At 54.2% G+C, this 12370-nt stretch carries 15 protein-coding genes; 13 read left to right on the top strand and 2 right to left on the bottom strand.

The genetic code is table 11. The annotated features are described in order from the left end of the window. Nucleotides 1–17 precede the first annotated feature (17 nt). Entirely contained in the window at nt 18–1922 is a 1905-nt protein-coding gene (locus EPG66_RS17410; RefSeq protein ID WP_031593721.1) for an ABC transporter ATP-binding protein, read from the bottom strand. A gap of 112 nt (nt 1923–2034) precedes the next feature. Here EPG66_RS17410 and kefG point away from each other — a divergent pair, with 112 nt between their 5' ends. From kefG to slyD, 4 genes are all read left to right on the top strand, one after another. Further along, a complete protein-coding gene (kefG, locus tag EPG66_RS17405; protein ID WP_010253037.1) occupies nt 2035–2586 on the top strand; it encodes a glutathione-regulated potassium-efflux system ancillary protein KefG in 552 nt (183 codons plus the stop codon). Continuing rightward, the gene (gene kefB / locus EPG66_RS17400; protein WP_010253035.1) at nt 2587–4392 is read left to right on the top strand and encodes a glutathione-regulated potassium-efflux system protein KefB; all 1806 of its coding nucleotides are present in this window, start codon (nt 2587–2589) and stop codon (nt 4390–4392) included. Between the two features lie 23 nt (nt 4393–4415). Next, nucleotides 4416–4610, top strand: a complete 195-nt coding sequence (locus tag EPG66_RS17395; protein ID WP_010253033.1) for a YheV family putative zinc ribbon protein — start codon at nt 4416–4418, stop codon at nt 4608–4610. A gap of 197 nt (nt 4611–4807) precedes the next feature. Beyond that, entirely contained in the window at nt 4808–5374 is a 567-nt protein-coding gene (gene slyD, locus EPG66_RS17390; RefSeq protein ID WP_010671583.1) for a peptidylprolyl isomerase, read from the top strand. A 95-nt stretch (nt 5375–5469) separates the two neighbouring features. Here the strand turns inward: slyD and EPG66_RS17385 are convergent, their stop codons facing one another. Next, on the bottom strand, nt 5470–5688 hold the full coding sequence (locus tag EPG66_RS17385) for a SlyX family protein (protein WP_010253031.1): 219 nt from the start codon (nt 5686–5688) through the stop codon (nt 5470–5472). Between the two features lie 269 nt (nt 5689–5957). On the opposite strand from EPG66_RS17385, the gene fkpA reads away from it, so the two are divergent. From fkpA to EPG66_RS17340, 9 genes are all read left to right on the top strand, one after another. After that, complete coding sequence (gene fkpA / locus EPG66_RS17380) at nt 5958–6803, top strand: FKBP-type peptidyl-prolyl cis-trans isomerase (protein ID WP_031593723.1); 846 nt, start codon at nt 5958–5960, stop codon at nt 6801–6803. Between the two features lie 166 nt (nt 6804–6969). Next, the gene (locus EPG66_RS17375) at nt 6970–7692 is read left to right on the top strand and encodes a helix-turn-helix transcriptional regulator (protein WP_010253029.1); all 723 of its coding nucleotides are present in this window, start codon (nt 6970–6972) and stop codon (nt 7690–7692) included. Then, a complete protein-coding gene (gene tusD, locus EPG66_RS17370) occupies nt 7692–8078 on the top strand; it encodes a sulfurtransferase complex subunit TusD (protein ID WP_010253028.1) in 387 nt (128 codons plus the stop codon). Before EPG66_RS17375 ends, tusD begins: the two co-directional genes overlap by 1 nt. After that, complete coding sequence (tusC, locus tag EPG66_RS17365; protein WP_031593724.1) at nt 8078–8437, top strand: sulfurtransferase complex subunit TusC; 360 nt, start codon at nt 8078–8080, stop codon at nt 8435–8437. Before tusD ends, tusC begins: the two co-directional genes overlap by 1 nt. A gap of 9 nt (nt 8438–8446) precedes the next feature. Continuing rightward, nucleotides 8447–8734 carry a sulfurtransferase complex subunit TusB gene (gene tusB / locus EPG66_RS17360; protein WP_083070464.1) on the top strand — a complete coding sequence of 96 codons (288 nt, stop codon included), beginning with the start codon at nt 8447–8449 and terminating at the stop codon, nt 8732–8734. A 124-nt stretch (nt 8735–8858) separates the two neighbouring features. Beyond that, nucleotides 8859–9233, top strand: coding sequence for a 30S ribosomal protein S12 (rpsL, locus tag EPG66_RS17355; RefSeq protein WP_003852912.1), 375 nt, complete (start codon nt 8859–8861; stop codon nt 9231–9233). Between the two features lie 96 nt (nt 9234–9329). After that, on the top strand, nt 9330–9800 hold the full coding sequence (rpsG, locus tag EPG66_RS17350; RefSeq protein WP_003852909.1) for a 30S ribosomal protein S7: 471 nt from the start codon (nt 9330–9332) through the stop codon (nt 9798–9800). Nucleotides 9801–9890: 90 nt separating this feature from the next. Beyond that, nucleotides 9891–12005, top strand: a complete 2115-nt coding sequence (gene fusA / locus EPG66_RS17345) for an elongation factor G (RefSeq protein ID WP_039388931.1) — start codon at nt 9891–9893, stop codon at nt 12003–12005. A 68-nt stretch (nt 12006–12073) separates the two neighbouring features. Next, on the top strand, nt 12074–12370 hold a 297-nt coding region (locus EPG66_RS17340), incomplete at its 3' end, for a GTP-binding protein (RefSeq protein WP_246379447.1).

The following is a 12370-nucleotide window of genomic DNA, read 5'->3' as shown; positions in this document are numbered from 1 at the left end:
CGAGCGGGGAGATTTTTTTATGAGGCCATAATCTGTTCGAGCTGTTCCTGCGCTTCCAGCCACGCCATCTCCACCTCTTCCAGCGCAGATTTGCTCTCCGCCTGACGCTGCAGCGCGGTGGTCAGGTCCGCTTTACGGCTCTGTTCATAGATAGCGCTGTCTGAGAGCTGAGCTTCGGCTTCGGCCAGCTGGCTCTGCCATTTGCTCATCTGCTTTTCCAGCTTCTCTATCTCTTTGCGCAACGGCTGCGTCTGGGTGCGCAGTTCGGCATCACGACGCTTCTGGTCTTTACGCGCCTGGGCACTGTTGCCGTTATCCTGCTTCGGCGCGGCATCCTGTTGCGCCTGCTGCTTCTGCAGATCGCTCAGCCACTGTTGATAATCTTCGAGATCGCCTTCAAACACATCCACTTTGCCATCATGCACCAGATAGAGATCGTCGGTGGTCGCGCGCAGCAGATGACGGTCGTGCGATACCACGACCAGCGCACCTTCGAAGTCGATCAACGCTTCGGTCAGCGCCTGGCGCATATCAAGATCGAGGTGGTTGGTGGGTTCATCCAGCAGCAGCAGGTTAGGGCGCTGCCAGACAATCAGCGCCAGCACCAGTCGCGCTTTCTCTCCGCCGGAGAAGCGCTTAGTGATTTCAGTGACTTTATCGCCGCGGAAATCGAAGCCACCCAGATAGTCGCGCAGCTGCTGTTCCAGCACGTCAGGCGCAATACGCGACAGATGCTGCAGCGGTGACTCATCGGCTCGCAGGTACTCCAGCTGATGCTGGGCGAAGTAACCGAGCTTGATCCCTTTCGCCAGACCCATCTTGCCGTCCATCGCCTCCAGCTCACCCGCCAGCAGCTTAATCAGGGTCGATTTACCGGCACCGTTACGTCCCAGCAGGCCGATGCGCGAGCCGGGGACCAGGTTGAGCTTGATGGCGTCGAGAATAATACGATCGCCATAACCCGCGGTGACCTTCTCCATCTTCATCAGCGGATTAGGCAGGTTCTCCGGCTTGCGGAAAGTGAAGCTGAACGGGTTATCGACATGGGCGGGCGCAATCATCTCCATGCGCTCCAGCATCTTGATGCGGCTCTGCGCCTGCTTCGCCTTGGTGGCCTGAGCGCGGAAGCGATCAATGTAGCTGTGCAGGTGCGCCACTTTCTCCTGCTGGCTCTCATACAGCGCCTGCTGCTGAGCCAGTTTGGCGACGCGCTGCCGCTCAAAGGAGCTGTAGTTGCCGGTATATTCGAACATCGACTCCTGTTCGATATGAATAATTTTGTCGATGACGGGATCGAGGAAGTCACGATCGTGCGAGATCAGGATCAGCGTGCCTTCATAACTCTTCAGCCAGCGCTCCAGCCAGATCACCGCATCGAGATCGAGGTGGTTGGTCGGTTCATCCAGCAGCAGCAGATCGGAACGGCAAATCAGCGCCTGTGCCAGATTAAGGCGCATGCGCCAGCCACCCGAGAAGTCGCTGACCGGGCGTTGCAGCTGTTCCTGACTGAAGCCCAGACCATGCAGCAGGCTTGAGGCGCGCGCATGGATACTCCACGCCTGCACCGCGTCCAGCTTGCCATGCAGCAGCGCGATGGCATTGCCATCGTCACGCAGATTGGCGTCCGCCAGTTCTGCTTCAAGCTGGCGAAACTGGCGATCGCCATCAATCACGTACTCCAGCGCGGCTTTATCCAGCGCAGGGGTTTCCTGATTCACCCAGGCCAGCGCCCAGTGAGTGGGGAAAGTGACGGTACCGGCATCGCTGGTGATTTCACCTTTTAACAGCGACAGCAGTGTGGATTTTCCACAGCCGTTTTTACCCACCAGCCCGACCTTCTGGCCGGGATTGATGGTGGCGGTGGCGTTGTCGAGCAGGACGCGGATGCCGCGGCGAATTTGTAAGGCTGAGAAGACAATCATGTAAGCGCCGTATCGTCAGAATATGTTAATTTACTGGCAACATAATGAGATTTTGCTGCGTCGTGCATGGTAGCGGAAAACCGCACCAATGACGACGCTTTGGAGGGAAAGGATGTCGCAGCCACCCAGGGTTTTGCTGCTTTATGCCCATCCGGAATCACAGGATTCGATCGCCAATCGGATTCTGCTGCAGCCGGCTCAGGCACTGGAACACGTTACCGTGCACGATCTGTACGCAACCTATCCGGATTTTTTTATCGATATTCACCATGAACAACAGCTGCTGCGTGAACATGATGTCATCATTTTTCAGCATCCGCTCTATACCTATAGCTGTCCGGCGCTGCTGAAAGAGTGGCTGGACAGGGTTCTGTCGCGCGGTTTCGCCAATGGCGTGGATGGCAATGCGCTGGAAGGAAAGTACTGGCGCAGCGTCGTCACCACCGGAGAACCGGAAAGTGCCTTCAGACATCAGGGTCTGAACCGCTATTCGCTCAATGACATTATGCGTCCTTTTGAGCTGACCGCGCAGATGTGCCGTATGCACTGGATGCCGCCGATGATCGTCTACTGGGCGCGTCGTCAGAGTCCTGAATTAATGAAAAATTACGCTCGTGCCTATGGCGACTGGCTGGCGGCACCGCTGCCGAATGGAGGGGTATAGATGGAAGGGCAAACGCTGCTGACCGCCGGGGTGATTTATCTGGTCGCGGCGGTATTGATTGTACCGGTGGCGGCTCGCCTCGGTATTGGTGCAGTTCTGGGCTATCTGGTGGCGGGTATCGCTATCGGCCCGTGGGGATTAGGTTTTATCAGCGACGTCGACGAGATTCTGCACTTCTCTGAGCTCGGCGTGGTGTTCCTGATGTTTATCATCGGGCTGGAGCTGAACCCGGCAAAGCTTTGGGCGCTGCGCCGCTCCATTTTTGGCGTCGGCGCGGCGCAGGTGATCTTCTCAGCGGCGATTCTGGGCGGCTTATTGTGGCTGACCAACTTTAGCTGGCAGGCGGCGATCATTGGCGGGATTGGTCTGGCGATGTCCTCGACCGCCATGGCCCTGCAGCTGATGATGGATAAAGGCATGAACCGCAGCGAAGCGGGGCAACTGGGCTTTTCGGTGTTGCTGTTTCAGGATATCGCGGTGATCCCAGCCCTGGCGCTGATCCCGCTGCTGGCCGGAACCGACAGCGGTCATATCGACTGGATGAAGGTCGGCATGAAAGTACTGGCGTTTGCCGGCATGCTGGTGGGCGGACGCTATCTGCTGCGGCCTATCTTCCGTTACATCGCTGCGTCGGGCGTGCGCGAAGTCTTTACCGCCGCTTCGCTGCTGCTGGTGCTGGGCTCGGCGCTGTTTATGGATGCGCTGGGTCTGTCGATGGCGCTGGGGACCTTTATTGCCGGGATCCTGCTGGCGGAGAGCGAGTACCGGCATGAGCTGGAAGTCGCCATCGACCCGTTTAAAGGTTTACTGCTGGGCCTGTTCTTTATTTCGGTTGGCATGGCGCTCAACCTCGGTGTGCTCTATACCCATATTGTGACCATCCTGCTGGGCGTCGTGACGCTGGTGGCGGTGAAAACGCTGGTGCTCTATTTGCTGGCGCGCATTTATGGCTTACGCAGCTCTGAGCGTCAGCAGTTCGCTGGCGTGCTGAGTCAGGGGGGCGAGTTCGCCTTTGTGCTCTTTTCAGCGGCCTCCTCGGCAAAGCTGTTCTCTGGCGATCAACTGCCGATGCTGCTGGTGACGGTGACCCTGTCGATGATGACCACGCCGCTGCTGATGAAGGGAATCGATCGTCTGCTGGCACGCCGCTTCAATGAGCCGGATGATGAGGCAGAGAAACACTTTGTCGAAGACGATCAGCCGCAAGTAATTGTGGTGGGCTTTGGTCGCTTCGGGCAGGTGGTGGGGCGTTTGCTGATGGCGAATAACAAACGCATCACCGTGCTTGAGCGCGACATCAGTGCAGTCAGCCTGATGCGGAAATATGGCTATAAGGTCTATTACGGCGACGCCACCGAACTGGAGTTGCTGCGGGCAGCCGGTGCGGCCAGCGCTCAGGCGATAGTGATCACCTGTAACGAGCCCGAAGATGTGATGACGATTGTACATCTGTGCCAGCAGCATTTTCCGCAGTTGCAGATTCAGGCGCGCGCCCGGGGCCGTGTAGAAGCGCATGAACTGCTTCAGGCGGGCGTCACGCAGTTCTCGCGTGAGACCTTCTCCAGTGCGCTGGAACTGGGACGTAAGACGCTGATGACGCTTGGGATGCATCCGCATCAGGCGCACCGCGCCCAGCAGTATTTCCGCCATCTTGATATGCGGATGCTGCGCGAGCTGATGCCCAATCTCTCTGAAAGCGCGCAGGCTTCGCGCGTCCGTGAAGCGCGGCGTGAACTGGAAGATATCTTCCAGCGTGAAATGCAGCGCGAAAAGCGGCAGATCGACGGCTGGGACGATGATGAATAACCTCTTTAAACAGGCAGAAGCTAATGCGTAAACGTTTTATTGCTGGTGCGACATGCCCGCACTGTCAGGAGAAGGACACGCTGGCAATGTGGCGTGAAAATAATGTCGATGTGGTGGAGTGCGTGAAGTGTGGTCACCAGATGCGTGAGGCCGATAAGCAGGCGCGCGATCAGGTTCGCACTAATGAGCAGGTTATCGGTATTTTTCATCCTGAGTAGCGGAATGGCGCAGCTTTTTTTACGCCTGGACTTACAGCGGGATTGAATTCCGTTACAATTGTCGCCATTAACGCTGTAGTCGCAAGAGAAAGTGAAAACGCTCTTGTACTCAGCCCCGAACCTTTCTGGTTGGTGTTATTGCACGAAAGAATAGACCAATGAGACGGGATCTCAGCTCTCAACGGTTAGGAGATATCATGAAAGTAGCAAAAGACCTGGTGGTAAGCCTGGCCTATCAGGTACGTACAGAAGACGGCGTGTTAGTTGACGAGTCACCGGTGAGTGCACCGTTAGACTACCTGCACGGTCATGGTTCCCTGATTTCTGGTCTGGAAAATGCGCTGGAAAACCACATTGCCGGCGACAAGTTTGACGTGCATATCCCGGCAAACGATGCCTACGGTCAGTATGACGATAACCTGGTGCAGCGCGTTCCTAAAGACGTCTTCATGGGCGTTGACGAACTGCAGGTTGGCATGCGCTTCCTGGCAGAAACCGATCAGGGTCCGGTTCCGGTAGAAATCACCGAAGTGGAAGATGATCACGTCGTGGTTGATGGTAACCACATGCTGGCGGGTCAGAATCTGAACTTCAACGTTGAAGTGGTTGCTATCCGTGAAGCCACGCCGGAAGAACTGGCTCATGGCCATGTTCACGGTGCAGATGGCCATCATCATGACCACGATCACGGCCATGATCACGACCACGACCATGATCAGGGTAAAGGCGGTTGTGGCACTGGCGGTTGCGGCTGCAGCCACTAAGTCTCAACAGACCTTTCAAGGCCACCCTCGGGTGGCCTTTCTTTTGGCGCGTATTCTGGTTCTGCCCGGGTAAGCCGGGGCCAGATAGCCCGCGATCAGTAGTGCGGTGGTGGCGTCTCTTCAGATTGTGAGGCGACGATCGATGGCGCATTCGCTTTGAGCTTGTCGGTTAAAATGCGCATCTGCTCACGCATCTTATTCATCTCCAGTTCGTGCTGAACGACCGCGCTGTTCAGCTGATCGATAGTCATCTCCTGAAAGGCCAGTTTGCTCTCCAGCGTCTCCAGACGCTGTTCCCACTCAGATTGTTGCATGACCTGTTCCTCTGTTAAGGTGCGACTCGGGGCGTGATTCTACGATCTGAATGCCAGGAATCACCTGTTTTTTTCACGCCCGGAGGCGTTGCGCTTGAAAAAAGGCAGCGCGGCATCATCTCTGATGAAACTTCCCGATGTTATAAAGGTCGGAGGTAAACCGGGTAATTACATTGTGGGAGTGTTCGACACTGCCACGTAAAGTTATAGTGTGGACCCTGAAGTCCGCAATGTTTCCCGAGGTTAGACGCTTCGGTTTTGGAGAATGGATGAAATCACTGTTTAAAGTCACATTGTTAGCTACCACCATGGCTGTTGCGCTGAATGCTCCGCTGGCAATGGCGGCAGATACCGCTGCGGCGCCACAGGCTGCACCAGCCGCCGCGCCACAGTCTGCGCCTCAGGCACCGAAAAATGCTGCCTTCAAAGATGAAGACCAGCAGTCTGCCTACGCGCTGGGTGCTTCGCTGGGTCGCTACATGGACAACTCCCTGAAGGAGCAGGAAAAACTGGGCATCAAACTGGATAAGCAGCAGCTGATTGCTGGTGTTCAGGATGCATTTGGTGGCAAGAGCAAACTCTCTGATGAAGAGATTGAGCAGACGCTGCAATCCTTTGAAGGCCGCGTGAAAGGCGCAGCCTCAGCGAAAATGGAAAAAGATGCGAAAGAGAACTCTGAAAAGGGCGAAGCTTACGCAACCAAATTTGCTAAAGAGAGCGGCGTGAAGAAAACCGAAAGCGGCCTGCTGTATAAAGTTGAGAAAGAGGGTACCGGTAACGCACCTAAAGACAGCGATACTGTAGTGGTAAACTACAAAGGTACGCTGATTGACGGTACTGAATTCGACAACTCTTATACCCGTGGCGAGCCACTCTCATTCCGTCTGGATGGTGTCATCCCGGGCTGGACTGAAGGTCTGAAGCACGTGAAGAAAGGCGGCAAGATCAAGCTGGTTATCCCACCAAATCTGGCTTACGGCAAAAATGGCGTTCCGGGCATCCCGGCTAACTCCACCCTGGTGTTTGATGTCGAGCTGCTTGATATCAAACCAGCGCCAAAGGCAGATGAAAAAGCACAGGCTCCTGCGCCTGCTGCTGCAGAAAAAGCGCAGTAATCTGCTGACCGCCGCCTCCGGGCGGCGGTTTCATTTCGGCTTCACGACAAACCTCTGGCATAAGCCGACGACATTTGCCAGACTAATGCCTGCCTAATTATCCCAATATTGAGTCTGCCCATAAGCCGCTGTGACAGGCTCCAGCCATTCAGGGTGATACTCTTCAATGTCTAATCCATTCAATCCGGGTGAACTGAGCGACTTCGATCTTCTGGAGCAGCGCCCGTTCGAACAAAGTGATTACGATATTCTGAAATCGTACGAGGCTGTCGTGGATGGCCTGGCGATGTTGATCGGTTCGCATTGTGAAATTGTCCTGCATTCGCTTGAAGATCTTAAGTGTTCGGCAGTGCGTATCGCTAATGGTGAACACACCGGACGTAAAGTCGGTTCGCCTATTACCGATTTAGCCCTGCGTATGCTGCATGATATGCATGGCGCGGACAGTAATGTCTCCCGTGCCTACTTCACACGTGCCAAAAGCGGCGTGCTGATGAAATCGGTCACGATTGCGATTCGTAACCGTCAGCAACGGGTCATTGGCTTGCTCTGCATCAACATGAACCTTGATGTGCCGTTCTCACAGATCATGTCGACCTTTATGCCGCCCGAGATGCAGCAGGTTGACTCCAACGTCAACTTCGCCAGTTCGGTAGACGATCTGGTGATGCAGACGCTGGAGTTCACCATTGAAGAGGTGAGTGCTGACCGTAATGTATCGAACAACGCCAAGAATCGTCAGATTGTGCTGAACCTGTATGAGAAGGGGATCTTCGACATCAAGGATGCCATCAACCAGGTGGCCGATCGGCTGAATATTTCCAAACACACCGTCTATCTTTACATCCGCCAGTTTAAAAACGGCGACTTCCAGGGGCAGGAGCGGTAATGCGTTACACCCTGCTGGTCACCGGTCCGGCTTACGGTACGCAACAGGCGACCAGTGCCTGGCTGTTTGCCCGCGCACTGCTGACGGCAGGCCATCAGCTTGACAGCGTTTTCTTCTATCGCGAAGGGGTGCTGAACGCTAACCAACTGACGTCGCCCGCCAGTGATGAATTTGATCTGGTGCGCGCGTGGCAGACATTGCATCAGGAGCAGGGTGTGGCACTGAATATTTGTGTGGCGGCCGCGCTGCGTCGTGGCGTCAGCGACCAACAGGAAGCGGCACGACTCCAGCTGGCGGGCAGTAACCTGCAGCCGGGCTTTACCCTGAGCGGGCTGGGCGCGCTGGCGGAAGCGGCACTAAGCTGTGAACGCATGGTGCAGTTCTGATGAATCGGGTCGCGTTTGTCTTTACCCGGGCGCCGCACGGCAGCAGCGCAGGACGTGAGGGGCTGGATGCCGCGCTGGCCACGGGCGCGCTCAGTGAGGATATCGGCCTGTTTTTTATTGGTGATGGCGTGCTGCAGCTTAATCTGCACCAGCAACCTGAGACGATTAAGAGCCGTCACTATGCCGCGACCTTTGGCGTGCTGGCGCTGTATGAGATTGAACAGTGCTATCTCTGCCGGACATCGCTGATAGCGCGTGGATTAGAGGTTGACGCTGACCGGTTGCTGGATGTTACGCTACTGGACGCGCCGGCACTGCGACAGACGCTGGCCAGCTACGATCGCATTCTTACTTTTTAAGAGACGTTAATGCTGCATACGTTACTGCACTCACCGGCACACTGTGACCTTGAGAGCCTGCTTTTAATGGCGGGTGCGGGTGATGACCTGCTGCTGTTGCAGGATGGCGTGCTGGCCGCTTTAGCTGGCAGCCACGCATTGATGCGACTGTCAGAGAGCGAGGCGACGCTCTGGGTACTGGACGAAGATGTTCAGGCTCGCGGTCTCGCTGGACAAATTTCGACCTGTGTGCAGTCAGTAGACTATACTGGGTTTGTCACGCTAACGATCAGGCATCAGCAACAAATGGTCTGGTAATCGGCTAAAACCTGGTTATTTCTTGACACCCCTTTGACTCAGCCCTAAAATTCTGCCTCCTCGTAATTCTACGAGGCGATTTATTACGTGTTTACGAAGCAAAAGCAAATCCAGGAGCTATTTAATGGCAACAGTTAACCAGCTGGTTCGCAAACCACGCGTCCGCAAAGTTGCAAAGAGCAACGTGCCGGCGCTGGAAGCTTGCCCGCAAAAACGTGGCGTTTGTACTCGTGTGTACACCACCACTCCTAAGAAACCAAACTCCGCACTGCGTAAAGTCTGCCGTGTGCGTTTGACCAACGGTTTTGAAGTTACCTCCTACATCGGTGGTGAAGGTCATAACCTGCAGGAACACTCCGTGATCCTGATCCGTGGCGGTCGTGTAAAAGACCTGCCAGGTGTGCGTTACCACACCGTTCGTGGCGCGCTTGACTGCTCAGGTGTTAAAGACCGTAAGCAGGCTCGCTCCAAGTACGGCGTGAAGAAGCCAAAGGCTTAATGGTTCTCCGTTAAGTAAGGCCAAACGTTTTAAATTAAATGTCAAAATAAACTCATAGAGTTTTGGACAATCCTGAATTAACAACGGAGTATTTCCATGCCACGTCGTCGCGTCATTGGTCAGCGTAAAATTCTGCCAGATCCTAAGTTCGGATCAGAGTTGCTGGCCAAATTTGTAAATATCCTGATGGTAGATGGTAAGAAGTCTACTGCAGAATCAATCGTTTATACCGCGCTTGAGACCCTGGCTCAGCGTTCAGGTAAAAACGCGCTGGAATCTTTTGAAGTAGCCCTGGAAAACGTGCGTCCGACTGTCGAAGTTAAGTCACGTCGCGTTGGTGGTTCTACTTATCAGGTACCAGTAGAAGTCCGTCCGGTTCGTCGTAATGCTCTGGCAATGCGCTGGATCGTAGATGCTGCTCGTAAACGCGGTGATAAATCAATGGCTCTTCGCCTGGCGAACGAACTTTCTGATGCTGCAGAGAACAAAGGTACAGCAGTTAAGAAACGTGAAGACGTTCACCGCATGGCAGAAGCCAACAAGGCGTTCGCACACTACCGTTGGTAATCACCACGTAGTTGTTAAACCAGCGGGCGCTCAATCAGCCAACCCGCTGGGGTCGACTTACCTTGAACGTCCGAGAATCAGAGGAATCAAATGGCTCGTAAAACACCCATTGCTCGCTACCGTAATATCGGTATCAGTGCGCACATCGACGCCGGTAAGACTACCACTACCGAACGCGTTCTGTTCTACACCGGTGTAAACCACAAAATCGGTGAAGTACATGACGGCGCAGCAACCATGGACTGGATGGAGCAGGAACAGGAACGTGGTATTACCATCACTTCCGCTGCGACCACCTGTTACTGGTCTGGTATGGCCAAGCAGTTTGAACCACACCACATCAACATCATCGACACCCCAGGACACGTTGACTTCACCATCGAAGTTGAACGTTCTATGCGTGTGCTTGATGGCGCGGTAATGGTTTACTGTGCAGTTGGTGGCGTTCAGCCACAGTCTGAGACCGTATGGCGTCAGGCTAACAAATATAAAGTTCCACGCATTGCGTTCGTTAACAAAATGGACCGCATGGGTGCTAACTTCCTGAAAGTTGTTAAGCAGATGGAAGTTCGTCTGGGCGCAACTCCAGTTCCTCTGCAGCTGGCTATCGGCGCAGAAGAGAAATTCACCGGTGTTGTTGACCTGGTGAAAATGAAAGCAATCAACTGGAACGACGCAGACCAGGGTGTAACCTTCGACTACGAAGATATTCCAGCTGATATGCAGGAACTGGCTGAAGAATGGCATGCGAAGCTGGTTGAAGCCGCTGCTGAAGGCTCTGATGAGCTGATGGAGAAATTCTTCGGTGGTGAAGAACTGACTGAAGAAGAGATCAAAACATCTCTGCGTAAGCGTGTTCTGAACAACGAAATTATCCTGGTAACCTGTGGTTCTGCATTTAAGAACAAAGGTGTTCAGGCGATGCTGGATGCAGTTGTTGAATATCTGCCAGCACCGACTGACGTTACCGCGATCAACGGTATGCTGGACGACGGTAAAGACACGCCGGCTGTTCGTCACTCTGATGACAACGAGCCGTTTGCTGCACTGGCGTTCAAAATCGCTACCGACCCGTTCGTGGGTAACTTAACCTTCTTCCGCGTTTACTCTGGTGTTGTTAACACGGGTGACACCGTGTTCAACCCGGTTAAGTCAAACCGTGAGCGTCTGGGCCGTATCGTTCAGATGCACGCTAACAAGCGTGAAGAGATTAAAGAAGTTCGTGCGGGTGATATCGCAGCTGCGATCGGCCTGAAAGATGTGACCACTGGTGACACCCTGTGTGACCCAGATAACGTCATCATCCTTGAGCGCATGGAGTTCCCGGAGCCGGTAATCTCTATCGCCGTTGAGCCAAAAACCAAAGCTGACCAGGAAAAAATGGGTCTGGCTCTGGGCCGTCTGGCAAAAGAAGACCCATCATTCCGCGTATGGACTGATGAAGAATCTAACCAGACCATCATCGCCGGTATGGGTGAATTGCACCTCGACATCATCGTTGACCGTATGAAGCGTGAGTTCAACGTTGAAGCAAACGTGGGTAAACCACAGGTTGCTTACCGTGAAGCGATTCGCAACAAAGTTACCGATGTTGAAGGTAAACACGCCAAGCAGTCTGGTGGTCGTGGTCAGTATGGTCATGTTGTTATCGACATGTACCCACTGGAGCCAGGTTCGAACCCGAAAGGCTACGAATTTGTCAACGACATCAAAGGTGGTGTGATTCCTGGTGAATACATCCCTGCGGTTGACAAAGGTATCCAGGAGCAGCTGAAATCAGGCCCTCTGGCTGGTTACCCGGTTGTGGATCTGGGCGTGCGTCTGCACTTCGGTTCTTACCACGATGTCGACTCCTCAGAGCTGGCGTTTAAACTGGCCGCGTCTCTTGCCTTCAAACAGGGCTTTAAACAAGCGACACCCGTTCTGCTTGAACCTATCATGAAGGTTGAAGTTGAAACGCCAGAAGAGAACACGGGTGATGTCATCGGTGACCTTAGCCGTCGTCGTGGTATGCTCAAAGGGCAGGAATCTAACGCTACTGGCGTTCAGATTCACGCTGAAGTTCCGTTGTCTGAGATGTTCGGATACGCAACTCAGCTGCGTTCTCTGACCAAAGGTCGTGCTTCTTACTCCATGGAGTTCCTGAAGTATGACGATGCGCCAAACAACGTAGCGCAGGCCGTTATTGAAGCTCGTAGCAAATAAGCTACGGTTTAAATTTGAACTGATGCCTTCACCCAGATGGTGAAGGCACAACGTAAGGAATTATCGCCATGGCGAAAGAGCAATTTCAGCGTAACAAACTGCACGTAAACGTGGGCACCATCGGTCACGTCGACCACGGTAAAACCACCCTGACTGCAGCTATCACCACCGTACTGTCTAAAACTTACGGCGGCCAGGCTCGTGCATTCGATCAGATCGATAACGCACCAGAAGAGAAAGCACGTGGTATCACCATCAACACTTCACACGTTGAGTATGAAACCCCGACTCGCCACTATGCGCACGTTGACTGCCCAGGCCACGCCGACTATGTGAAAAACATGATCACCGGTGCTGCGCAGATG

The sequence above is a fragment of the Pantoea pleuroti genome, from assembly GCF_014156615.1.
Lineage (GTDB): Bacteria > Pseudomonadota > Gammaproteobacteria > Enterobacterales > Enterobacteriaceae > Pantoea > Pantoea agglomerans.
This window is presented reverse-complemented; position numbering and strand designations above follow the sequence as displayed.